We start from the raw sequence: 22,646 nt of genomic DNA, 5'->3' as shown, positions 1-22,646 counted from the left end.
CAATATCAGCATAAAAAGTGGGTTAAGGCACTTAAGGAAAATAAGGTTTTTCAAAGTATGTCACGAAAAGGAAACTGTTTAGACAACTCCCCCATGGAGAACTTTTTTKGCATTCTAAAACAAGAGATGTATTATGGCGAGGCATTGTGTACGGTTAAAGAGTTAACTGAGAGAATTGGGAGATATATAGATTATTATAATAACAAACGTATTAAGCAAAAATTGGCTGGTATGAGCCCGGTTCAATACCGGAACCATACCAGCCAATTAGCTGCATAATCAAAACTCTAACATTTGGGGGTCAGCTCACACCCTGTCCCCTTTGCCCCAAAATCGTCACAATTCCCTCGAGTTACTGCAGGAGTTATAAAATTTGCATGGAATTGAAAAAGTAATCCCTTTTTGGTTTCTATCCTTTTCCCTGATCAGCTTCAACTTCACTTAAAGACCCCTTCTGAAATTCAAGAAAATAAATCCCCGCTTGTAAAAAATAAATCCCGAAAACAAGAGTTAAATGACCGATTCGTATTGAGGTGATGTTTATTTGCCAAGAAAACCAAGGAGAAAGAGTGTTAATGGAATTTATCATATTATGCTGCGAGGAATAAACAGGCAGACTATTTTTGAGGATGATGCCGATAAATCGAAGTTTTTGGAGACACTTGAAAAATATAAAGAGATTAGCAGATTTGAGCTATATGCCTACTGTTTGATGGATAATCATATCCATCTATTAATAAAGGAATCGGGGGACACGATTTCAGAAGCCATGAAGAGAATCAGCTCGAGTTATGTATATTGGTATAACCTGAAATATGATCGGTGTGGGCACTTATTCCAGGACCGGTTTAAAAGCGAAGCGGTCGATAGTGCACGGTATTTTTTAACCGTTCTAAGGTATATCCATCAAAATCCGCTGAAGGCAGGGATTGTTCAAAACGTTTTTGACCGCCAGTGGACAAGCATCCGGGAATATGTTCATAAAAGAAAAATTGTCGATATTGACCAGGGACTTGATTTGTTTTCTCCCGACAGGAGGACAGCGATTCAAATGTTTATGGCCTGCATGATGGAAGCCAATGAGGATCAATGCCTGGAGCACCAGATAAGAGTGAGGATGCCTGATCACAAGGTAAAAGAATTCCTCCACGAATTAGGAATCAAGGATAACAGCACCCTGCAGCAAATGGAGAAGACAGAAAGGGATCTGATTTTGGCCCAACTAAAAGAGCTAAAAGGGACAACGGTAAGACAAATTTCGAGAATCACCGGGATATCCAAAAGTGTGATTGATCGTGTGGGACATGGGGACAGGTCCCTCGTCCCGGCGAGGAAGGTGTGAAGGGGGACAGTGAACCTGTCCCCCCGTCCMGCATGAATTAAGCTTCTACCAAATGCCTCAGCACAAACTCTTCGACAACCTTGGCCACGCCGTCGTTCATATTGGTGTCTGTGACATGATCGGCGATTTCCTTAATATCGTCAGGGGCATTTCCCATCGCAACGCCAAGGCCGGCGAATTCGATCATCGCCTGGTCGTTGTAGCTGTCGCCCATGGCAATCACTTCTTCGCGCTTGATGCCGCAAGCCTGGATCAGCTGGTTCAGGCTTGTCCCTTTTGTGACACCTTTTTCGGTGAACTCAAGAAAGAAAGGCTTGGAACGCATGACACTGAACTCTTCTGCCAGTTCCACCTGGAGTTTCGCTTCGACAGTTTTCATTTTATCAGGATCGCCGACCATCAGCACTTTCACGACTTCTTCCTCGACACCCTCAACAAAATCTTCCACCAGTTTGACCGGCAGCCCTGTGAGCTGTGATTCGATTCTCGTGTAAGGATTATCGGTTTCGGCAATAATTTCGTGGCCCACGTACGTATGGAGGTCAACGCCTTCGTGCTGGCTTAGCTCATAAAGCTTTTTAACCTGCGGCAAAGACAATGTACTGCTGAACATTTCCTTTTTAGTAGAATAATTGATGATCTTTCCACCGTTAAAAGAAAGGATGAAGCTGCCGTATTGGGCCAAAGACAGCTCGTCGGCAATGTGCAGCATCCCGGGCGTAGGGCGGCCAGAGGCAAGAACGACCTTTACCCCTTGCTCCTGCGCCTTCATCAAGGCCTCTTTCGTGCGCTCCGAAATCGTATGATCATCACGAAGCAGCGTATCATCCAAATCCAAAACAATCATTTTATAAGACATTTAAATTAGCTCCTTCTCGTTGCAACATTGCCTCCTATTGTACTACCCGTTGCCTGGACTGTCACTAGCAGAACATGGGGCAGAACCGTCCCCGTGCATCTTTACATGATTTTTACGTGGGCTTAACCTTTTTTGCCTGGCATCAAGTTATCTTTAAAGAAAGGTGAAGGAGGGAACGCGGATGAAGGTGGAGCTGCATTGTCATACCAATATTTCTGATTGTCCATTAAGTGTGGAAGAGGTTTTGTCGCTGGCGCTTGAGCAGGGGGTGACGCATTTGGCGGTCACCAATCATGATACGACGCTGGGACTGGAGGAAGCCGTGGAAGCAGGGAAGAAGGTTGGGATTGAGGTCATTCCCGGGATTGAGATATCAGGATTTGATTTCGAGCGGGGGCGCCGAGTCCATATTCTCGGCTATTATGTCGAGCCGGGGCATCGGGCAATCGAGGCGGTTTGCCAGCCGCTGGTCGAACTAAGGCATAAAATCTCGGAGGAGATGGTCCGCCGGCTTGTTGCCGGGGGCTACGAGATTACATGGGAGCACTGTCTGGAGCTTGCGCATGGCGGTACCGGGGTGTACAAGCAGCATATTATGCATGCCCTGATCGAGGCAGGCTATACGGATACGATTTACGGTCCCCTCTATAAAAAACTCTTCAATCGGGGCCATAATGGAGAGCCCCCTGGAATCGCCTTTATCCCAATGAAATACATGGATGCCAAAACCGCTGTTGAGGCGATCCGCCGCGCCGGCGGTGTTCCGGTCCTTGCCCACCCGGGTCAGTATGGCAATTTCGAAATGGTGCCTGAGCTTGTTAAGGCAGGCCTGCAGGGCATTGAGGTTTGGCATCCCTTGCATGACAGCATGCATGAACAGGCCGCCAAAGAGCTTGCTGAGGAATACAACCTGCTTATGACAGGCGGTTCCGATTTTCACGGTGGTTATGGGGAGGAGCCTGTCCTAATTGGCAGCAAAAGCCCGGGAGCGGGAATCATCGAAGAGCTTAAAGCAAGAAGAGAAATGGCTGCAAAGGAGCTGAAGGCCTGAATGACGCTAATCTACCAGCCGAAAACAGAACGGAAATTGTCGAAAGCTCCAAGCATTGATTCAACCAGCCTGGTCCTTAACAGCCATGCAGGAGAATGGACCTCAATTGGTTCCCATAATAAAATCATCGAAAGCTCATTCGGAGATTACACCTACACCATGGACGATGTGACGGTAAATTATACGGAAATCGGGAAGTTTTGCAGCATCGCCTCCCATGTCTGCATCAATCCGGTCCAGCACCCGATGGACCGGGTCACGCAGCATCATATGACCTACCGGAAGGTGATGTACAATTTTGCGGAGGGCGATGATGAAGCCTTTTTTGACTGGAGAAGGACGCATAAGGTGAAAATCGGCCATGATGTGTGGATTGGCCACGGTGCGATTATCATGAAAGATGTCACGATTGGCACAGGAGCGGTCATCGCATCGGGCGCGGTCGTCACAAAGGATGTCGAGCCCTACACCATCGTCGCCGGTGTGCCTGCCAAGCCGATAAAAAGAAGATTTTCCAGCGAAACCGCCGAACGCCTGCTTTCGATTGCCTGGTGGGACTGGCCAAGGGCAAAGCTTGAACAGCATTTTGATGAACTGAATGATGTTGAAAGTTTTATCCAAAAGCATGGATGAGGGGTAACGAACTTTGGTGTTTGGCCCTTGAAGGGCGGCCTCAGGCTTTTGCGGGGGATTTTCCAATAAAAACATCCACATTCTCTTAAAATGGTGAAGGGATACACGAGAATGGGTCTCGAAAGGAGCATCGTCTGATGGCAGAGAAGGCATTGCTGGTCGACCGGATGATTTCGGAAATACGGGAAGGAAAATATAAACCTAATGAAAAATTGCCTTCCGAAAATGAATTGGCAGATGAATATAAGCTGCCAAGAATGGTGATTCGGAAAGCATACGAACGTTTGCAGGAGCTGGGCTATATTTTTTCGAAGCAAGGAAAAGGCAGCTATGTGCAAAACCGGAAGCTGCAAATTCCCCTGATCTTGACTGGAGATGTCTCTTTCAGTGAAAAAATGCAAGAGCTGAAGCATGATTTCAGGACCATCACACTTGGCTGCGAAGAGATTGACTATGATTCGGCGGTTTACCATGCGTTGCATGCGGACAGTGGGGAAGCCGTTTATAAGGTCAGCCGGCTGCGGATCGTGGATGACTGCCCGATCGCTTTGCATACCTCGTTTCTGCCTCAATCTGTTTTCAATAATATTGAAAACGAGGGAAAGCAGATCAGCTCCATTTTTCAGTATTACCGGCAGCAAGGTTATACCGAATTCGAGCCGATGCGCAGCCAGCTGAGCATCGTATTTCCAAATGAGATGGAACGGGAGCTGCTGAAGTGCCCGAGCCTTGTCCCGCTGTTGCATCTGGAATCCGGCTGTTTGGATAAAAAAACCGGCACGGTCCTGGAATATTCTAGGATCCATTATCGAAGCGATTGCTTTACGTATGTGATATAAGTGAAAATTATAACCAAAGGGCCGTCTGATTTGTTCGTTAAAAAAGCACGAGGAGAAAGCAGTTTTTGTTTTCTCCCCGGGCTTTTTTTGCTCTCTTGGTGACCGAGGGAAGGACCAAAAGGAAGTGATCGGTAACCAAAGGGCCTTCTTGGTGACCCGGGGAGAGGACCAAAAGGAAGTGATCGGTAACCAATACGCCCTCTTGGTGACCGAGAGAAGGGACAAAAGGTAGAGAGCGGTAACCAATACGCCCTCTTGGTGACCGAAGAAGCGGTTTTCAAGCAATCCGGGTCCGAATGAGGGCGGTATTCGGACAGCTCAAGGGGATTTCCCTCACTCCGAATCCGAATAGCCCAGCGATTCATCCAGCCCTGACTGATTCTGCAGTCCCCCCAAAGCCCCCTGCACCCCCATTCACGCCCCCTTTACAAAACCTGTACAAACTTCACTGTTTTTTTACGTTCGCCAGCTTGGCAACAAGATAGATTTAATTTGTAGAACAAAGACATGCGGAGGTCTTTTTATGAAGAGAAGAAGGAGAACGGAAGTCCTGATCCACGGCTCTCAAAAGCTATCATCCCAGCTGGCCGAAAACATCAGGCAGAACTACCAGGTCGAGGTGATCCAGTCCCCGGAAAACGGGCTGGTCATGATGAAAATGCGGGAAACCTCGCAAAAAAGCCTGTTTTATCCGGGAGAGGTATTTGTTACAGAATGCAAGGTGCAAATCGGAGAAACCATCGGAATCGGCATCGTGGCTGGGGATTACCCGGAGCTGGCCGAAAATCTTGCGGTCATTGACGCCGCCTATGAAGCTGAGCTTCCGGAAACAGGCAGCTGGGCCGGACTCCTTGAACAAGAGGAGCAGAACATTCGCCAGCAAAGGGACGGTGCCAGACAGGCCATTTTAAAAACAAAAGTCGATTTTGAAACAATGGACGTGCAGTAGCCAACAGGCCGCAGCCAGAATGCTGACAAGCTGCCAAAACTGCACGAAAACCAAACAAGGAGGAAAAGACAATGAAGCTGGATGCCGTTCATGACCTTCAAGCGGTCTATCGCAAAATGGTGGACTCTGCCTCTAGGCCAGGCCATATTTCAGATTTGAGGAAGGAAGCCGAATTGGCTGGTACAACCGCCGGCTGCTCCCCTTCTTTGCTCGTCATGGCCTTGACCTTATTGGACCAGGAGGTAACGTTCAGCGTTATTTCCAATCAGGCCGAAAAAGTTTCCAAACTGATCAATCAGCTCACATATGCCAAACAAACGGAAACCGCGTATGCAGATTATATCTTCATCCTGGGGGATGCCAGGAKGGGAGCGCTCACGGAGGCGCTCGAAAAGGCGAAGCCCGGGACACTAAAAAACCCGCATGCTTCTGCCACGATCATTGCGGAAGTGGATTCTGTCATCAGCGGCGATCCGCTGTTTTTGACCGGACCGGGCATTGAAGAAACGGAAACGGTCTTCATGAATGTAAAAGACAGCTGGGTGGAAGCCCGCCGGGATAAGAACAAAGAATTCCCGCTGGGAGTGGATTTGATGTTCGTTGATCAGCACCATCAGCTCCTTTACTTGCCGAGAACGACGCAAATTACCGAAAGCCAGGTGGTAGCCTAAATGGGATATGTAGCGGTTAAAGGCGGAACGATTGCGATTGAAGAGTCCATCAAGCGGCTGAAATATGAACGAATCCAGCAGGGGCAGGCGATTGAAACCGAAAAAATCCAGGCCGGCATGCGGGGGCTGATTGACCAGGTGATGTCAGAAAGCAGCCTCTACAATGAAGAGCTTGCCGCCCTGGCCATCAAGCAGGCGGAAGGAAATCCGGAAGAAGCGGTGTTCCTGTTAAGGGCATTCAGGTCGACCGTGCCGCGGAAGCATTACTCACGTGTGATACAGTCCGGCGAAATGAACGTAGAGCGCAGAATCTCGGCAAGCTTCAAAGACATTCCAGGCGGCCAGATTCTTGGAGCGACCACTGATTATACCCACCGATTGCTGGACTTCAGCTTATTAAAGGAGACAGACGAAACGGTGCAGGAGTGGCTTCATCATTATCATAACGAAAGCTCAAAAAGCGAAACCGGATCGCAAGCTCTGCCCAAGGTAATCGATTATCTGCGGAAGGAAAAGCTGATTCCTCCTTGCGAAAACAACGACACAGAACCCGATGATGTCACGAGGGAAAGCCTTGAGTTTCCATCAAGCAGAAGCCAAAGGCTCCAGATTTTGACCAGGGGAGAGACCGGTGCGGTGACGTCGTTTGCCTATGCGGTCATCCGCGGCTACGGCGCTTTGCATCCGACGGTAGGCGAACTTCGCGTCGGAACATTGCCGGTCACAATTGACCATCCGGCAGGCGCGGGCACTGAGGAAGAGGATGCCTTTTACATCGGCGAAGTGAAGGTCACGGAAGTGGAAATGCTGATGCCGGTGACCGTTGAAAAGGAATACGGCAAAAAAGAGCTCGAGTTTGAAATCGGCTATGGCCTCTGTTTTGGGCAGAACGAAACGAAGGCGATCGCGATGGGGATCCTCGATAACTGCCTTGAACATCCAAACACTGAGTTTCCAAGCCACAATGAAGAGTTCGTCCTCTTCCATATTGATTCAGTCGAATCAACCGGCTTTATCTCGCACTTGAAGATGCCTCATTATGTGACCTTCCAATCGAAGCTGGATAGTGTGCGGAAGACGAAAAAAGAGGAAAAACAAGAGGTGACCACGTGATGAATACAGCCTACAACTTTGCCTTCTTTGACGAAGGCTCAAAACGGGAGATTCGCAGAGCGACGCTGAAGGCAATCGCGATTCCCGGCTACCAGGTTCCATTTGCCTCAAGGGAAATGCCGATCGGACGCGGCTGGGGTACCGGCGGCCTGCAGTTGACTCTTTCCCTGATTGGCAAAAACGACGTGCTGAAGGTCATCGACCAGGGATCGGATGAATCGGTCAATGCCGTCAACATTAAAAAGCTTGTCTGCGATACGACGGGAGTGGAGACGACCGAGCATACGGCGGAGGCCACGCTGATCCAGTCGCGGCACCGGATTCCCGAAGTTCCGCTAAAGAAAGGACAGATCCTCGTTTTGCAGGTGCCGCTGCCAGAGCCGCTCCGCTATTATGAGCCAAGCGAATCACAAACCAAAAAGCTTCATGCGGAAAAAGAATACAGCGGGGCCTGGCTGATGCTGTTTGAACAGATTGTGAAATATGGCAGCATGACAACCGGAGCCGACCATCCCGTGCTCGTGAACGGCCGCTATGTGATGGCGCCGAGCCCAATCCCGCGCTACGATAACCCGAAAATGCAGCAAAACGATGCGCTCATCCTGCTCGGGGCAGGCCGGGAAAAGAAGGTGTACGCCGTTCCGCCTTACACAAAGGTGGTGTCGCTTGATTTTAACGATTATCCATTCCAGCCGGAAAGCTTTGGTGACAAACAATGCCGATTATGCGGTTCAACCGGCGTGTTTCTGGATGAGCTTGTCGATGAGGCGACAAATGAGACGGTCCACCAGTGCAATGACACAAGCTATTGCCTTGAAAAATTAAATGAAGTCGAAAAAGTTGGAGTGAACTAAATGGCTGAGTTTGAAGTCCCAGTTTTATCGATAAAAAATCTGAACAAGCAATATGGCCCTGGCTGTCCAAAGTGCGAAGGCGGGGAATCGGCTTCCCTTGTTAAAAATTACTGCCAGGTTTGCGGAACCGTCTATGCATGCCGGGATGTCAGCTTTGACGTATACCCTGGCGAGGTCCTCGGGATTGTCGGCGAAAGCGGCAGCGGGAAATCGACCTTGATGCAGTGCCTTTATTTTGACCAGGAAGTAACGGACGGCGAGGCGTATCTCGCAGACTATGAAAATGGCGAAAAGAACCTGTTTCAGGAGTCTTCCCAGCAGCAGCGCTATATCCGCAACCATGTGATGGGCAAAGTCTATCAAAACCCGATCCTCGGTCTGAAAATGAACTTCTCCTCGATCGGCAATATTGCCGAGAAGCTGATTGCGGCCGGAAGCCGCGATGTCGGCATGATGGAAGGCAAAGGGACGGCGCTTTTGAACAAGGTCAACATCCCGGTGCACCGCCGCAAAGAGGCTCCGAAAAACTTTTCGGGCGGAATGCAGCAGCGGGTCCAGATTGCGAAAGCATTGTCCAATAACCCTCCGTTGCTGCTGCTCGACGAAGTCACGACCGGGCTCGATTTGTCGGTGCAGGCAAGTGTGCTGGATCTAATCAAGAACCTGCAGCGGGAGCTGAACATCAGCATTGTCCTCGTGTCCCATGATCTGGGCGTCATCCGCATGCTGGCCGACCGGACCCTTGTCATGCTCGAAGGAAAGGTGATTGAGCAGGGGCTGACCGACCAGATTCTTGAGGACCCGCAGCATCCATACACGCAGCAGCTGGTACATTCTTTGCTGTAAAAATGGGATTTCATTAGGACGAAATACTCTGTAAAAATTGGATCTCGCATCTGGACGAAGTTTGCGGGGAGGATTTCCATCTACATATTGAGGGGGAACTACGTTGTTTGTCATCACAAATGGACAGCTAATTACCGAAGAGGCGATTCTGCAAGGCTATGACCTTTTAATCAAGGACGACCGGATTGAGAAGATTGCTCCAAAAGGCGAGATTCAATTCCATGAAGGCATGGAGGTGATCGATGCAGCCGGCGGGTATGTGGCGCCTGGGTTCATCGACATCCATTCCGATTATATTGAGCATATGGCGGCGCCCCGGCCGACTTCGCTGATGGACTTTGAGCTGAGTTTACGAGAAACCGAGAAACAGCTGATTGCGCACGGAATCACGACGATGTTCCACTCGCTGTCCCTTTACAAAGGGTCCGAGTATTCCTACAAACCGATCCGCGAATCGGAAAATGTCAGCAAGTTCATTAATCTGATTGATCAGAGCCACAGCACAAAGCATTTGGTCCGCCATCGATTCCATGCCCGCTTCGAGATTGACAATGTGGCGGAAATCGACAATCTCAAACGCTATATCACGGAGGACAAAGTCCATCTTGTTTCTTTTATGGACCATACACCCGGCCAGGGGCAGTACCGCCATCTGGAAATCTACCGGAATACTGTCAAAAGCTACAACAATATGAGCGATGCGTCGATCGATGTGCTAATCCATAACCATCAGACAAAGGAAAAGCTGTCGATCGATGACATCTCGGAGATTGCCCAGCTTGCCCATGAGCACGGGATTGCGGTCGCTTCCCATGACGATGATACCCTTGAAAAATTGGAGCTTGTCCGCAGCTTTGGAACGACGATCAGTGAATTTCCGATCACGCTTGAGGTGGCACGCAGGGCGCAGGAGCTTGGCATGTATACGATTGCCGGTGCGCCGAATGTCCTCCTTGGCGGGTCGCACAGCGGGAATCTGTGCGCAGCGGAAGCCATCCAGTATCAGTCGATTGATATATTGTGCAGCGACTACTATCCGGCCGCGATGCTTCATTCCATTTTTACCCTGGTGGAAAAGTACGAAATGGACCTGGTCGACATGGTGAAGCTCGTGACCCTCAATCCGGCCAAGGCTGTCAACATGGATCATGAAATTGGCTCTGTCTGCGAAGGGAAAAAAGCGGATTTGCTGATTATCGAAAAAATCGGGAGCGGCTTCCCGGTGATTACGGGTGTGTTTGTGGACGGCAAGCTGATCCAGAAAACGAATTACCGCATTTAAGGTAGTTCGAGGTCCAGCCTCCAGGGCAAAGTTCCAGCGCCCACTAGCGTAAGAAGGCCCGGGGTTCAGCGCCCCCAAGTCACCGAAGCAGTTAAAACACGGTCTGAAATAACACAGGAAAGCAGGTGAGCGGATGGAGACGCTCTTGGAAATTCGGGATTTATCCAAAACGTTTGAGCTTCATAACCTCGGAAAGCAGATTCATGCGGTCAGCTCTGTGGACATCGCCCTGAAAGAAGGCGAGTTTGTCGGGATTACCGGAAAAAGCGGCAGCGGCAAATCAACGATTTTAAAATGCATCTACGGAACCTACCGCATCGAACATGGGAGCATCTGGTACCAGTCGCAAAGGTTTGGCCGCATCAATCTGGCGCAGGCGTCAGAGCGGGAGATGCTGCACCTCAGAAAGCATGAGATCGGCTACGTGTCGCAGTTTTTAAGCGCGATGCCAAGGACCACGGCCAGGCAGCTTGTACAGCAGGCGATTGTGGAGATGGGCAGGGACGCTGAGTTTGCGGCAGAGGAGACGGAGAAGATCCTTGCGCACTTTGAGCTTGATGTTGAGCTATGGGACAGCTACCCGGCCACTTTCTCGGGCGGTGAAAAATTGCGGCTGAACATTGCCCGCGCGATGGTGAAAAAACCGCGGCTGCTGCTTCTTGATGAGCCGACCGCCAGCCTGGACCATGATTCAAAGCTCAAGGTCAGAGAGCTGATTGAACAGCTGATGAAGCAGGGCACGACAATGCTCGGAATCTTCCATGACCTTGAGTTTATGAACAATCTATGCGACCGCGAATACAACATGCAAAATGGGGTGTTCTCCCACGCTGCCACTTTTACGAATTCTTAAAAAATAATAAATAGTTCATTAATGGTAGATTGATGTTGGGCAGATATAGTAGGGAAGGGTAAAAAAATAAAAATGTGTGAGGAGATTTATAATGAAGAAATCATTATGGCTGTTCCTGTCCCTCGTTTTAATGGTCATCATTTCAGGCTGTTCTTCCGAAGCGAATTCAGAGGGCAAAGACAAGGATACATTGACGGTTGCCTGGCTTCCAAATGAATCGGGTGCGGATCTGACGGAAGCTCGTGATGAAATTGGGAACATGATTGAGGAAAAAACGGGCAAAAAGGTTGAACATCAAACGACAACAGACTATATCGTCGCCATCGAGGCGATTGCCAACGGAAATGCCGACATGGCGTTCCTGGGAGCGCAAGGATACATAGAGGCACATAACAAGAACGACAAGGTTCTTCCATTGGTTGTTCCTTCCGGTGAATCCGGTACATTGGACGATGCCGTCTACTACAGCTGGCTCGCAGTGGAGAAAGACAGGGCGTCCGAATACCAGAATGGCGATGAATTTGCCATCGATAACATCGAGGGCAAAAAATTCTCGTTTGTCTCCAACAGTTCAACATCCGGATTTAAAGTCCCATCAACAGGGATTGTCGACTATTTCAGCAAGAAGGGCGAACATTCCGGCCTGGCAGCAGAAGATCTGCTTGAAGGCGGAAGCGAACAGTTCTTCAGCGAAGTTTTATACGGCGGCTCCCACCAGGGCTCTGCAGTCAACCTTTTATCCGGTAAAGCAGATGTAGCTGCTTTCTGCGATACATGTGTGAACAACTATGTCGAGCTGGTGGAAGGCGAAGAAAATCGCCCGGGATCGGTTTATAAAGTCAAGGAAGATGCAGCGGAGCCATTCAATACGGTGGCCGGGAAGGAATTCACGCTCATCTCCGTCACTCCGGTCCTGAACGCGCCATTTGTGATCAATACCGATACAATCAGTGAAGACCTGCAGTCGGACCTTCTTGGAATCATGACTTCCGATGAAATGGCTGCGAACGAAAAGGTATTTGTTCCGGAAGAGAGTGAATTCTCCGGCCTGTTCAAGAAAACCGGTAACGAGCGTCTGGTTGAAGTGAATGATGAGTGGTTCAATCCGATTCGCGAGCTTTCAAACTAAAGCAGGATGAAGGAGAGTTGACAGATGACAGCCTTGTTGGAAGTGCAATCTCTATCCAAGCAATTTCTCGGCAGTGAAGCAAAAGCGCTGACGGATGTTAACTTCTCCGTGAGCGAAGGAGAGTTCGTCTCGATTATTGGCCCTTCGGGGGCGGGGAAATCCACTCTCCTTCGCTGCATCAACCGGATGATTGATGCAAGCAGCGGGGAAATCACCTTTGATGACAGGAACGTCATGAAGCTGAAGAAAAAGGAACTGAAGCTGGTCCGGACGAAAATCGGCATGATCTTTCAGCACTATAACCTTGTCGACCGCCTGAGCGTAATTGAAAATACGCTTCACGGGAACCTGGGGAAAAAGTCGGCAATCGCCGGGGTGCTTGGTTTGTACAGCCAGGAGGAAAAAGAGCAGGCTTTGAAGATTTTAAGCGTGCTTGGCCTTGAGGACCATGTGTATAAGCGGGCAGACCAATTGAGCGGCGGCCAAAAGCAGCGGGTCGGCATAGCAAGGGCGCTCATCCAGAACCCCCGGATGCTGCTGTGCGATGAGCCGATTGCCTCGCTCGATCCCAATTCGGCGAAGGTGATCATGGACCATTTGCGGAATATATCCACCTCAATGGGGATTACGGTTTTGGTGAATTTGCACCAGGTGGATGTGGCGTTGAAGTACTGTGATAAAATCATTGGCATCAACGGAGGCCAGGTGGTCTTTAATGGGTCTCCGGAAAGTATTACAAAAGAAGATATTCAGCGTATTTACGGTTCGGAGGCTGAAGATCTGATTTTTGACCTGGGAGGCATCCATGCAAGCTGATTTTTTTGCTAAAAAAAGACGGCATTCACTGGGCTTCCTTCTTGCCCTGGCGGGGGTTACGCTAATCGCGATCGTGGTGACGGAGTACGATGTGGCGAAAGGATTCACTTCCGTTCCTGATGCGGTTGGCTGGGCACTGGGCAATTTTTATCCCACACAGGAATCGCTGGTGAAGCTTCCGGGCATTATCGACAAGCTGATTGAAACCTTGCTCGTTTCGGTCGCCGCCACGACGGTGGGGGCAGCGGCGGCCTTGCTGTTCGCCATCCTTGGGTCGAACACAACAAGGGTCAATGCGTTTTTCGGAAGCATCAGCCGGGGAATCGCCACCGTTTTCCGTAATATCGATGTCGCCGCCTGGGCGATGATTCTGCTGTTCTCCTTTGGACAAAGTTCATTGACCGGCTACTTTGCCTTGTTCTTCGGTTCATTTGGATTTTTAACGAGATCGTTTGTGGAAACGATTGACGAGGCAAGCAGCGGCTCGGTTGAAGCGTTGAGGGCGACTGGCGCGGGTTATTTTTCAATCATCTTTCATTCGGTGATTCCCTCAAGCCTGCCGCAGATGATCAGCTGGGTTCTGTTCATGATCGAGACGAACATCCGAAGTGCGACCTTGATCGGCCTGCTCACCGGATCAGGGATCGGCTTCACGTTTAACTTGTATTATAAAAGCTTGAATTATGATGTTGCAGCGCTTGTCGTTCTGGTAATCGTCGCCGCGATTCTCTGCATTGAGGCGGTATCCAACTATGTGAGGAGGGTGATTCTTTAATGGAAGCAAACGGACAGGTGACAACGGCCGGGCAGCTGGTGAAGCAGCGCCCCCGCAGGCGGATCAGGGTCAAAACGTGGAATAGGTCCACAGTGGTTACAAGGGCCACACTTTTGCTGCTCGCCGCGCTTACGGTGTACGCGTTTTTTAGTTTTGATTATAAAGAGATTGATTTTGTACAAGCGATGCTGGCGACCTTCGCCAATTTGAAGTCCATGTTCCTTGAGCCGCATCTGCAGCGTTTTACCTTTGGCCATGCCTTGTACCAGGTGCTTGTCACCTTGGGCCTGGCGTTTTTAACTACCTTGTTCGGTGCCGTGATTGCCGTATTTTTCGGACTGCTGGCGGCCGAGAACTTGTCCTCCAAATGGGTTTCATCGGTGGTCAAGGGAGTGGTTGCGTTCATCCGCGCCGTCCCGACGGTTTTGTGGGTGCTGATTTTTGCCGTGGCTGCCGGCCTCGGAAGCGTCGCCGCCGTGATTGGGATGACGTTCCACTCTGTAAGCTACCTGGTCAAGGCGTATTCGGAGTCGTTCGAGGAATTGGACAAAGGAGTGATCGAAGCCTTGCAGGCAAGCGGTGCCGGCTGGTGGCAAATCATCTTCCAGGCTGTCCTGCCATCGTCCCTGACCTACATGATTTCATGGACCTTCCTGCGTTTTGAAATCAACTTCGCCGTCGCCGTCGCCATGGGTGCAGCCGCCGGGGCAGGAGGAATCGGGTTTGACATGTTCATGGCAAGCAATTTCTATCTCGATATAAGGGAAATCGGAGCCATCACCTACTTCATCCTCGCCGTCGCCATCCTCCTCGAAATCACAGCCGCCAAACTTAAAAAAAGGCTGACGTGAGGCAGGCCATCTCTGTTCAGGACTTCACAAGCGGAACAGGTTGGGTTCTTGAGTGTAAAATCTAATTAGCACACAAAATAGCAGTCCTATTCTCAGTGAATTGGGCTGTATTTTTTTCGCAAACCAGGATGACCAGTGTTATTGTCAGAGTGCAAATTCGTTGATAGATTGATATGCTGGGGTTTAAAGAATTCCATATGGATGATCTTTCGTGGTGGCAAGGAAATGATAGGCGGAGAATTTCCGGTTAATGCATAAAACAGGGCTATAAATAGCTGGAATAGGCGGAGAAATTCCGCTTAACTACTCTAAATGGGGCTAAAACCAAGGGTCAAAATGAAGATAGACGGAAAAACTCCCCCTATATGCCGGGAAATATTGATATTTCCCAAGATAAGCGGAATTGTTCCGTTTATTTTTCAAATTCGGTGGATTCATACGTAAAGGAGGGTGGGGCGCAAATGGGAAGCATCGGGACGGTTCTCGTGCCTCATTTTATGGAGCAGGGGGAACTCTTGCCAACCCTGATGTTGACGAATTTTCAGAGTTTTATATAGTTAAAATGTAAACACTAGAAATTCCTTATTGAAAAAGGGGCTCCATAATGAAAATCATGACGAGAGAAGAACTGGAACATTTGTTTAACAAAATGCAGCCTGTACTTGATTTATCTGCTATCATCACGGTCGATGATGAAGAATTAACGTTGCTATTGCATTATTATTTGTTTTTAACACAATTTGAACAGGAAATAGCAGCCATTTCTTCCCTCACTTACGAAACGGTCCTGTACAGCCAGTGCTATTGGTTTCATATGTTTAAAAAAGGATATTTTGAAAAATTCGGGTATGATGCAGGCATGGATGACGAGGCATCCCTTCTTGTTGAAAATTTGGTCAACGAACTTGAGGGAGAAGTAGATTGGGAGCTGCTTGAAAGGATTCATACGTAAAGGAGGGGGGCTCAAAATGGTGGAATGTCCATTTTGTGATGGCCAGGGGATTGTGCACAGGGCTGAGGTGAAAAAATTAAATCGTACCATCTTTATTTGTGATGAATGCGATACAATCTGGCTGGACGGAATTGAAATAAACGAAGAAAATGCTCGTCGCTTTGACCAATTCATGAGTGAGCATGGACTTCCGCCATTATGGAGCGAGCTTGAATGAGCAGTTCAGTTCTCCCGCTTCCTTTTATGGAAGCAGGAGAACCGTCCCTGTGTTTTACTTCCGTATTACGCTGTAAATGGATGCTCCTACAAGGTCTCCTGCTTCTTTCAGGCGTTCGGCGCTTAAATATTCCATCGTGTCCAGCGGGGTGTGGTAGTAAGGCTCCAATGCTGCCGTGCCTGGTTCGCGGCGGATGAAGTTCACCGCTGGGATTCCGACATCATAAAAGGACTGGTGGTCAGAGGCGCCGCGCTGGTAAAGGATCAGTTCCGAAGGAGTCCCGATCCGCTCAGCCGTTGCCAGTGCTGTATTGGTCGCGATATTGGCCTTGCCGTCAATCGTATTCATATAAATGGCACTTGCGTTTTCCCAGGCGGTGCCGACCATGTCCATATTGAAGTTGACAAGGCTGCGCTTTAGCTCATCCTGACTTAATTGATTTGCATAGTATTTGGAGCCGACCAATCCAATTTCCTCGGCCCCAACAAAAACAAACCGGATTTCCTTATCGATTGGATAGCTCTTTAATACACGTGCCAATTCAAGTGCAACGGCCGTACCGGAAGCATTGTCGCTGGCGCCAGGAGCAAATGGAACGCTGTCGAAGTGGGCGGAAACGTAGACAATCTCATGATTGCTGCCTTTCTCTGGCGTTCTGGATACGATGATGTTTTGCGATTTCACATTCTTCAGCAGCTGAACATTAAAGGTTACCGTTTTGTTGGCGGCGGCCACATCCTTTAGCAAAGCCTCGCCGCTTTCCTTTGTAAGTCCTCCGACTGGAATATTAAAGCTTGTGCCCCCAAGCGATGGATTTAAAGGGGCAAGCCCATCAGCGTTATTGTAGATGAGGACACCGGCAGCTCCTGCCTGAATGGCGTTTTTAACCTTATCTGCAAATGTCAGAACGCCACGGGAGATAAGGGCGATCTTTCCTTTTGCCTCGGGAGTAAAGTCTTCAGCCTTACCTAAGCCAGCATCGAACAGCCCAGCCGTAATTCCATCACTCGGCGTCCCGCCTGAACCAGCCGGAATCGTAACGAGCACCTCTTTGTTGTCACTGGTTTGCAGGTGGCCAACTCCTTTATCCGGGATGCCAAATTCCTGTGTTTCCACTTCGTACCCGTAGGAAGCAAGTCGTTCCCTAATGAATTCAGCCGCTTTTTGTTCGCCTTCCGTCCCGGTCACCCTTGGACCAATTGTTTCTGCCAGATAGCGGGCATCCTCAAACATCCGCTCGGTGCTCACCCTGGCAATCACTTTCTGATCATGAGCTTTGGCGCTGGGGTTTACAGCCCTGGCCTCGGCCGCCTCAACAGGCTGGGCCAAGGGAGCAGCCACAACCGAAAAGGATGAAGCTAGTAGAATCGTCGATAAAATCACTGCCGTCTTTTTCTTCGCTTTTTTCATCACTATTAACCTCCTTTGATATGTACATCCATTAGAAAGTTCTATCTGCATATTGAAAACCCTTTCATAAACAAGAAAATGAGACTATTAGACTAATTGGCCTTTGGGGGCTTAGCCTTTGTTTCTGCGGGTGGGCAGGCAGGGGATAACCATTAAGCTGCACCCTTGGAATGTAACAGTTTTAAAGCAGTGCCATGCCGATTCGAAGCGTATCGCATGGCGAATGGCCAGTCAGGCAAGTATAGCGCCATATCGCTGCACGATACGAGTGAAACTGTGAGCGATATAGCGCTGGCCGATACGAAAAAAATCACGAGCGATATAGCTGTGGATCTGCATATTGCGTGGCGATACACGCCTGTGATTTCTAAATCTTATTAAGAAGTTTTGTTGTAGCCCAAATTTCAACAATTTCCCGAGAAATATCTGTTATTTTGAATGGATATGTCGGCAGGTATCACTCCTTGATTAGTTTTCGACAGAAAAATGTACCTTCGTCTTTATGCCTGCAATGTTTTTATGAGGGAGGAGAACCGTCCCCATGCATCAAAACCCTTCTTTAAGACTAGTTATTTTTCTGGAAGGATGTGTAAAATTAAAGTAGAGCTAAAAGGAGGATGAAGGTGAAGAAAAGAAGACTAGTTGGTTTCGCAATGATTTTTGCATTTTGCATCTTGCCTATAGGAGGATATTATTGGGGGACGAATTTGGCCTCCGATAAAATCACTGAAAAGCTAACGCAGACATTAGAGGATAGTGAACACTTGGAGGAATGGAAGGAAAGCATTGAAAAGGATCCTGAAGTGCAAAAGTTTTTAGAGCAAGCAATGCCAGTCCCGGGAATGGGCAGCTCCAGAGAGGCTTCTGCAGAGGCACCAGAAACAGCAGACCCTGAAAATACGGTTCAGCCAAGCAGGGAAGGAGCTGAGAGGAAAGAAGAACTGCCGTTCACAACAAAAGAAGAAGCGGCCAGGGTTCTGATCAAGAAGGTGGGATTGACCCGCATCCAGGAAATACATACGGAAGTGGAAGAAGGCAGCGCCAACCGGGAACAAATCATGGCAGAGATACAAAGCAAATTATCGGAAGAGGAGATACAAGCCTTAAAGGTTATTGCTTATAAGGAACTTTCCGGGAAGCAGGAAAAAGAGGAATAGGTGTATCACTGTATCGGGTAAAAGAAAGACTCTCTTCATTAGTGTGGAAGAGAGTCTTTTTGTTCCTATTGGATTTTTAAAACACGGTCGGTTTCACGTCCATAGCCATCCACTTCAAGGCGATCCTTGTACACGCGGACGATGGAGTAGGAGTTGGTGTCATCCGTTTCCACCATACCCTTCAGGTTTACATAGTGGATCCCGTTTTTCACGCCATAATTGCCAGCATGGTTGTGTCCATTGAAATAGGCAACGACATTCCCAGCAGACTCGAGTTCCGCCATCAACACTTCGTCGTTCCACACATTGTGTTCATTTTCCGGGTAAACCGGCATATGTCCCAGGACCACCACTTTTTCGTTACGCTGTTCCGCCTTATGTAATACTTCCCGCAGCCAGGTAAGCTGTTCCTCGCTGACCCCGCCATTCCAGGTTTGCGCATTGATTTCATTATTGGCTTTCAGCGTATTGTACATTTCCTCTGCTTCCTGATGCTTATCGGAGCCTTCCGGGTTTGCGTAGAGGCTAAGGTCGTTGGTATCGAGCACAACGAAGCGCCAGTTTTTATGTTTAAAATCATAGTACTGGTTCGGCATCCCGAGAATATCGACCACTTCGTCTGTTGTGACAGGGAAGTCGTGATTGCCAAGGACATGGTATTTCGGGCCATTAATCAAATTGAAGATTGGAAGGATATCCGAGAAGCTCGAAAGGTTCCGGTCGATAAAATCGCCCGTCTGCACAGTAAAATCCACCTCTTCCCGGTTAAACGTCTGGGCGGCTTCCATTAGCTTGTCCAGTGAGTTGCTGTAATAGCGGGTACCGTTAATGTCACAGTCGCAATACTGGGCATCCGGGACAAGCCCAAATTCGAACTTGGGCTTGTCCACGTTCTTCGCGAACGCCGCGGGGCTTGCTGCGGTAAGGGCCACTCCCAGTGCTGCGGCAGCCGTAACCGCTCTGAGTGTCTTTCCAATCCGGTTTTTTCTGCTTTTTGCTTCTGCCAATTTACATTCCTCCCCAAGAAGTTTTCATTTCCTCTAGATGGTATCAAAGGGAGGCAAATGCGCCGTTAACTCTATGTAAAAAAGCGATTTACGTTACATTACATGTTTATTAATGTACAACCTTTGGACCGTGCCGATTGTCCGTGGCTTATCAAAGGGCTGCGAAAATCAAAAAGGGTGCCCGGATGGACACCCTCTTGTCTTCTATGAATTCAGCGTTTTGCCAGAATTAATCCAATCAGGAACAGATGCGATGAAGGAGAACCGTCCCCTTGCCTCGCTATTTCACATTGGAAACGTAGTTGGCGTGGACATAGCCTGTCCGCTTTTGGAATTCAATCTTGTACCATGTTCCTTCTTTTGAAAGGATGGTGATGGTCTGGTTCTTTTTTACCGTGCCGATCACTTTCCCAGTGGTTGATGCGGTTGCCCTGACATTCAGGGTTGTGGCTGTTACTTTGCCTGTCATTTTCTTCGGCGCTGGCTTAGCTAATTTTTGGGCAACCGTCATGCTGCGCTTATTGCTGCTCGAATCCACTGCGGTGATGGTGATGGAATACGTGCCGTTGGCCAGCTTGGATGCATCCCATGATGCCCAGCGGATTCCCTTTTTGACAGCCAGGCTATTGGCAGGAGTCGCCACTGTTTTCCCTTTTGAATCCTTCACGACAATGGTCATTTTAGCATCTTCGTTGATTTCATACTTGAGAAATGCCTTCTGTGTTTTTGCATCATAGGAAGTCGCTGTATTTTTGATGGTTGGTGCGACTGTATCCTTCGGGACAGGCTTCGCCAGGGTGAAAGGTGCGGTCACGGCAGCCTTGTTGCTGCTCGCGTCTTCGGCACTGATCACAAATGTGTATTTCCCGTTGTTTACGTTCGCCACATTCCAGGATGCGGTTTGGGCACCTGCTTGATGTTGGATTCCATTTAAAATAGTGACGATGACTTTTCCATTCAGGTCTTTCACCTGGACGGTCATTTTAGAAGCTTCGTTGATTTCATACTTGAGTGAAACTCGCTGTGTCTTTGCGTCATAGGAAGTCGCCGTATTTTTGATAGTTGGAGCGACTGTGTCCTTCGGGGCAGGCTTCGCAAGAGTGAAAGGTGTGGTCACGGCAGCCTTGTTGCTGCTCGCGTCCTCAGCGCTGATCACAAATGCGTACTTCCCGTTGTTTACGTTCGCCACGTTCCAGGATGATGTTTGGGCACCTGCTGGTTTTTGTACGCCATTCAAAATGGTAGCGACTACTTTTCCGTTCAGGTCCTGCACGTAAACTGATATTTTAGCAGCTTCATTGGTTGTGAAGCTAACATTTACCAGGTTCGATTTCGCATCAAAAGCTGTTTTTATCTCATTAATGATTGGTGCCGTTTCATCCTTTGCAGGGACCGGTGCTGGTGCTGCCGGTGGTGTAACTGGAACTGGAGCCGGTGCCGGGATGGCTGGCGCCGGGTCCGGAGTGACCGGTGCAGTGATATTGGCTGTCTTGTACATTTTTTTCAGCGTTGTTCCCTCAAAGTAAAAAGCGAGGATTTCCTGATAGGTTTTCCCTAATTCTCCTGCTTTCTTCGCGCCATACTGGCTCAGTCCGACACCATGCCCGTATCCTTTGCCTGAAACTTTGATCGTATCGCTTGCTGTATCGACGGAGTCGACCAGGTAGCTTTTCATCAGGTCAAGGCCGATAATCGCCCGGATTCTTGAGGCCGATACATTTTCGAGCTTGATGGTTTGCTCTAGCGCTTTTCCTTGTTCCTTTACCAGGAATTCAATATGGATGGTACCCGTGCTTACACGGCCGCCGGACTTTGTTCCTCCCAGTGACAGAACCGGAACAGACGTAATCTTCACATCTTTGCCGGCATATCCGTTAGCCTTTATCCAAGTCTTGATGTTGGTGATGACTTTTGTTTGCTCGGCTTCGTTAGTGGCGGACCACCATGTGTCGGCCTTTGATAGGTCAAGCTTGGAGGTATCAATCTGCTGCTTCTTCATATTAAAAGACCAAACCGTTTTCGGGTCAAAGGGGTCTTCCTTCACCTTCAGGTAGGCACGCTGCGTACCACCCCAGACATTCGCGTTTGATTCGGTCCTTCCTCCGTTGCTGGATGAAAACAGCGCATCGGAATTGATGGGATTGCCGTTATAAGCAATCACCTGGCCTTCTGTCGCTTCCACTGCCTGCGTGGCACGCTGATGCCATTTATAGCCGGCATACACCTGGAAATTAATGGTGTCATCAGGAGTTTTATTTACATAACCCATCGCATAGGTTCGCGCTGCCACAGCCTGTGATTTTAATGCTTCCATATTCCATAAAGCGGGCATTTCAGCTGGGACAACGCCTTTTAAATAGTCTTCGATGCCAATTGTATTGAAGGGACGGACAAACTTGCCGTTTTCGTTCGTAAAGCTGAAGCTTCCCAAATATAGATGTCCATTGATTGAGATGGGGCCTTTACCTGTTTGGGGCTTTATCTCGATTTGCGCTGCACTTCCAAGAAGCTGCGATCCTTTCATAAGGTCCACATTCGTGCCAGTGACCCTCACACTATAAGTCTGGTTGGCTTCAAGAGTAACGTTGGCTAGATTCGTTGAATACTTGGTTTCCGGTATCAGCGTCAAAGCCGCTTTGCTGCCAACATACTGGGAGTTGGTAAGCTTGACACGAACCATGGGCTCCGGTGCCTCGGAAGCTGAAACAAAAGGCGCAGGAATAACTGAAATAACCAGGAGCAGTGACAAAGCCAACAAAAATAACCTCTTCAATCCCTTCAAAATGGTACCCCTTCCTCAATCTCTATTATGGTCAAATTATACCATTACAAAATAATAGTATTCTATACAAAAATAGACAGCAATCACCAATTGTTGGTAAAATTCTGAGGCATGGGGACGGTTCTGCTGCCTCAATTTCGCAGGGATAAAAGGAAGGCCTCTGGATTTTACGCAGAGGCCTTCCTTTTTTATATATGGGGGAAGTTTAGTTTACTTTTAGGAGGAAGGGGAAGTGAAAGAACAACGAAATCCGCACTT

Annotated in this window: 23 protein-coding genes; 19 read left to right on the top strand and 4 right to left on the bottom strand. The window is 48.9% G+C overall.

Annotation, left to right across the window (positions count from 1 at the left end; translation table 11 throughout):
• Together ADU22_RS02670 and ADU22_RS02665 are read left to right on the top strand one after the other, a co-directional pair.
• The coding region (locus tag ADU22_RS02670) for an IS3 family transposase (protein ID WP_156324427.1) at positions 1–279 on the top strand (279 nt) is incomplete at its 5' end.
• Between the two features lie 265 nt (positions 280–544).
• The gene (locus ADU22_RS02665) at positions 545–1,342 is read left to right on the top strand and encodes a transposase (RefSeq protein ID WP_053360782.1); all 798 of its coding nucleotides are present in this window, start codon (positions 545–547) and stop codon (positions 1,340–1,342) included.
• A gap of 37 nt (positions 1,343–1,379) precedes the next feature.
• On the opposite strand, the gene ADU22_RS02660 is transcribed toward ADU22_RS02665, so the two are convergent.
• The gene (locus ADU22_RS02660; RefSeq protein ID WP_053360781.1) at positions 1,380–2,201 is read right to left on the bottom strand and encodes a Cof-type HAD-IIB family hydrolase; all 822 of its coding nucleotides are present in this window, start codon (positions 2,199–2,201) and stop codon (positions 1,380–1,382) included.
• Between the two features lie 181 nt (positions 2,202–2,382).
• Here ADU22_RS02660 and ADU22_RS02655 point away from each other — a divergent pair, with 181 nt between their 5' ends.
• The 16 genes from ADU22_RS02655 to ADU22_RS02580 all read left to right on the top strand — a co-directional run bounded on the left by ADU22_RS02655 (position 2,383) and on the right by ADU22_RS02580 (position 16,032).
• Complete coding sequence (locus ADU22_RS02655) at positions 2,383–3,252, top strand: PHP domain-containing protein (RefSeq protein ID WP_053360780.1); 870 nt, start codon at positions 2,383–2,385, stop codon at positions 3,250–3,252.
• A complete protein-coding gene (locus ADU22_RS02650) occupies positions 3,253–3,885 on the top strand; it encodes an LbetaH domain-containing protein (RefSeq protein ID WP_053360779.1) in 633 nt (210 codons plus the stop codon).
• Between the two features lie 137 nt (positions 3,886–4,022).
• Positions 4,023–4,724 carry a GntR family transcriptional regulator gene (locus ADU22_RS02645; RefSeq protein WP_053360778.1) on the top strand — a complete coding sequence of 234 codons (702 nt, stop codon included), beginning with the start codon at positions 4,023–4,025 and terminating at the stop codon, positions 4,722–4,724.
• Positions 4,725–5,247: 523 nt separating this feature from the next.
• Positions 5,248–5,673, top strand: a complete 426-nt coding sequence (phnG, locus tag ADU22_RS02640; protein ID WP_053360777.1) for a phosphonate C-P lyase system protein PhnG — start codon at positions 5,248–5,250, stop codon at positions 5,671–5,673.
• Between the two features lie 71 nt (positions 5,674–5,744).
• The gene (gene phnH / locus ADU22_RS02635; RefSeq protein WP_053360776.1) at positions 5,745–6,344 is read left to right on the top strand and encodes a phosphonate C-P lyase system protein PhnH; all 600 of its coding nucleotides are present in this window, start codon (positions 5,745–5,747) and stop codon (positions 6,342–6,344) included.
• Positions 6,345–7,457, top strand: a complete 1,113-nt coding sequence (locus ADU22_RS02630) for a carbon-phosphorus lyase complex subunit PhnI (RefSeq protein ID WP_053360775.1) — start codon at positions 6,345–6,347, stop codon at positions 7,455–7,457.
• Positions 7,457–8,311, top strand: a complete 855-nt coding sequence (locus ADU22_RS02625) for an alpha-D-ribose 1-methylphosphonate 5-phosphate C-P-lyase PhnJ (RefSeq protein WP_053360774.1) — start codon at positions 7,457–7,459, stop codon at positions 8,309–8,311. Before ADU22_RS02630 ends, ADU22_RS02625 begins: the two co-directional genes overlap by 1 nt.
• Entirely contained in the window at positions 8,312–9,157 is an 846-nt protein-coding gene (locus ADU22_RS02620) for an ATP-binding cassette domain-containing protein (RefSeq protein ID WP_053360773.1), read from the top strand. It begins immediately after the preceding gene.
• Positions 9,158–9,260: 103 nt separating this feature from the next.
• Positions 9,261–10,439, top strand: coding sequence for a phosphonate metabolism protein PhnM (phnM, locus tag ADU22_RS02615; protein ID WP_053360772.1), 1,179 nt, complete (start codon positions 9,261–9,263; stop codon positions 10,437–10,439).
• 133 nt (positions 10,440–10,572) lie between these two features.
• Positions 10,573–11,292 (top strand): phosphonate C-P lyase system protein PhnL, encoded by a 720-nt coding sequence (locus ADU22_RS02610; RefSeq protein WP_053360771.1) that lies wholly within the window; start codon positions 10,573–10,575, stop codon positions 11,290–11,292.
• A gap of 91 nt (positions 11,293–11,383) precedes the next feature.
• Complete coding sequence (gene phnD / locus ADU22_RS02605) at positions 11,384–12,421, top strand: phosphate/phosphite/phosphonate ABC transporter substrate-binding protein (RefSeq protein WP_053360770.1); 1,038 nt, start codon at positions 11,384–11,386, stop codon at positions 12,419–12,421.
• Positions 12,422–12,445: 24 nt separating this feature from the next.
• Entirely contained in the window at positions 12,446–13,237 is a 792-nt protein-coding gene (phnC, locus tag ADU22_RS02600) for a phosphonate ABC transporter ATP-binding protein (RefSeq protein WP_053360769.1), read from the top strand.
• Positions 13,227–14,012, top strand: coding sequence for a PhnE/PtxC family ABC transporter permease (locus ADU22_RS02595; RefSeq protein ID WP_053360768.1), 786 nt, complete (start codon positions 13,227–13,229; stop codon positions 14,010–14,012). The genes phnC and ADU22_RS02595 overlap by 11 nt, the downstream gene beginning before the upstream one ends.
• Positions 14,012–14,863, top strand: a complete 852-nt coding sequence (locus ADU22_RS02590; RefSeq protein WP_053360767.1) for a PhnE/PtxC family ABC transporter permease — start codon at positions 14,012–14,014, stop codon at positions 14,861–14,863. Before ADU22_RS02595 ends, ADU22_RS02590 begins: the two co-directional genes overlap by 1 nt.
• A gap of 604 nt (positions 14,864–15,467) precedes the next feature.
• Entirely contained in the window at positions 15,468–15,815 is a 348-nt protein-coding gene (locus ADU22_RS02585) for a hypothetical protein (RefSeq protein ID WP_053360766.1), read from the top strand.
• A 16-nt stretch (positions 15,816–15,831) separates the two neighbouring features.
• Entirely contained in the window at positions 15,832–16,032 is a 201-nt protein-coding gene (locus tag ADU22_RS02580; protein WP_053360765.1) for a hypothetical protein, read from the top strand.
• A gap of 54 nt (positions 16,033–16,086) precedes the next feature.
• Here ADU22_RS02580 and ADU22_RS02575 read toward each other — a convergent pair whose 3' ends face one another.
• Positions 16,087–17,442 carry a M20/M25/M40 family metallo-hydrolase gene (locus ADU22_RS02575; protein WP_053360764.1) on the bottom strand — a complete coding sequence of 452 codons (1,356 nt, stop codon included), beginning with the start codon at positions 17,440–17,442 and terminating at the stop codon, positions 16,087–16,089.
• A 623-nt stretch (positions 17,443–18,065) separates the two neighbouring features.
• On the opposite strand from ADU22_RS02575, the gene ADU22_RS02570 reads away from it, so the two are divergent.
• Positions 18,066–18,599, top strand: coding sequence for a hypothetical protein (locus tag ADU22_RS02570; RefSeq protein ID WP_053360763.1), 534 nt, complete (start codon positions 18,066–18,068; stop codon positions 18,597–18,599).
• A 65-nt stretch (positions 18,600–18,664) separates the two neighbouring features.
• On the opposite strand, the gene ADU22_RS02565 is transcribed toward ADU22_RS02570, so the two are convergent.
• Together ADU22_RS02565 and ADU22_RS02560 are read right to left on the bottom strand one after the other, a co-directional pair.
• Entirely contained in the window at positions 18,665–19,606 is a 942-nt protein-coding gene (locus ADU22_RS02565) for a metallophosphoesterase (RefSeq protein ID WP_053360762.1), read from the bottom strand.
• 280 nt (positions 19,607–19,886) lie between these two features.
• The gene (locus ADU22_RS02560; protein ID WP_156324303.1) at positions 19,887–22,364 is read right to left on the bottom strand and encodes a SpoIID/LytB domain-containing protein; all 2,478 of its coding nucleotides are present in this window, start codon (positions 22,362–22,364) and stop codon (positions 19,887–19,889) included.
• Between the last annotated feature and the right edge of the window lie 282 nt (positions 22,365–22,646).

It is taken from the genome of Bacillus sp. FJAT-27251 (genome assembly GCF_001273925.1).
GTDB lineage: Bacteria > Bacillota > Bacilli > Bacillales > Cytobacillaceae > Mesobacillus_B.
This window is presented reverse-complemented; position numbering and strand designations above follow the sequence as displayed.

Bases quoted from the DNA above. Each gene is read 5' to 3' on its own strand.
- ADU22_RS02590 (WP_053360767.1), top strand. From the start codon at position 14,012: ATGGAAGCAAACGGACAGGTGACAACGGCCGGGCAGCTGGTGAAGCAG.
- ADU22_RS02660 (WP_053360781.1), bottom strand. From the start codon at position 2,201: ATGTCTTATAAAATGATTGTTTTGGATTTGGATGATACGCTGCTTCGT.
- ADU22_RS02625 (WP_053360774.1), top strand. From the start codon at position 7,457: ATGAATACAGCCTACAACTTTGCCTTCTTTGACGAAGGCTCAAAACGG.
- phnG (WP_053360777.1), top strand. From the start codon at position 5,248: ATGAAGAGAAGAAGGAGAACGGAAGTCCTGATCCACGGCTCTCAAAAG.
- phnC (WP_053360769.1), top strand. From the start codon at position 12,446: ATGACAGCCTTGTTGGAAGTGCAATCTCTATCCAAGCAATTTCTCGGC.
- ADU22_RS02650 (WP_053360779.1), top strand. From the start codon at position 3,253: ATGACGCTAATCTACCAGCCGAAAACAGAACGGAAATTGTCGAAAGCT.
- phnD (WP_053360770.1), top strand. From the start codon at position 11,384: ATGAAGAAATCATTATGGCTGTTCCTGTCCCTCGTTTTAATGGTCATC.
- ADU22_RS02610 (WP_053360771.1), top strand. From the start codon at position 10,573: ATGGAGACGCTCTTGGAAATTCGGGATTTATCCAAAACGTTTGAGCTT.
- ADU22_RS02575 (WP_053360764.1), bottom strand. From the start codon at position 17,442: ATGAAAAAAGCGAAGAAAAAGACGGCAGTGATTTTATCGACGATTCTA.
- ADU22_RS02580 (WP_053360765.1), top strand. From the start codon at position 15,832: ATGGTGGAATGTCCATTTTGTGATGGCCAGGGGATTGTGCACAGGGCT.
- ADU22_RS02595 (WP_053360768.1), top strand. From the start codon at position 13,227: ATGCAAGCTGATTTTTTTGCTAAAAAAAGACGGCATTCACTGGGCTTC.
- ADU22_RS02620 (WP_053360773.1), top strand. From the start codon at position 8,312: ATGGCTGAGTTTGAAGTCCCAGTTTTATCGATAAAAAATCTGAACAAG.
- ADU22_RS02645 (WP_053360778.1), top strand. From the start codon at position 4,023: ATGGCAGAGAAGGCATTGCTGGTCGACCGGATGATTTCGGAAATACGG.
- ADU22_RS02585 (WP_053360766.1), top strand. From the start codon at position 15,468: ATGAAAATCATGACGAGAGAAGAACTGGAACATTTGTTTAACAAAATG.
- ADU22_RS02655 (WP_053360780.1), top strand. From the start codon at position 2,383: ATGAAGGTGGAGCTGCATTGTCATACCAATATTTCTGATTGTCCATTA.
- ADU22_RS02630 (WP_053360775.1), top strand. From the start codon at position 6,345: ATGGGATATGTAGCGGTTAAAGGCGGAACGATTGCGATTGAAGAGTCC.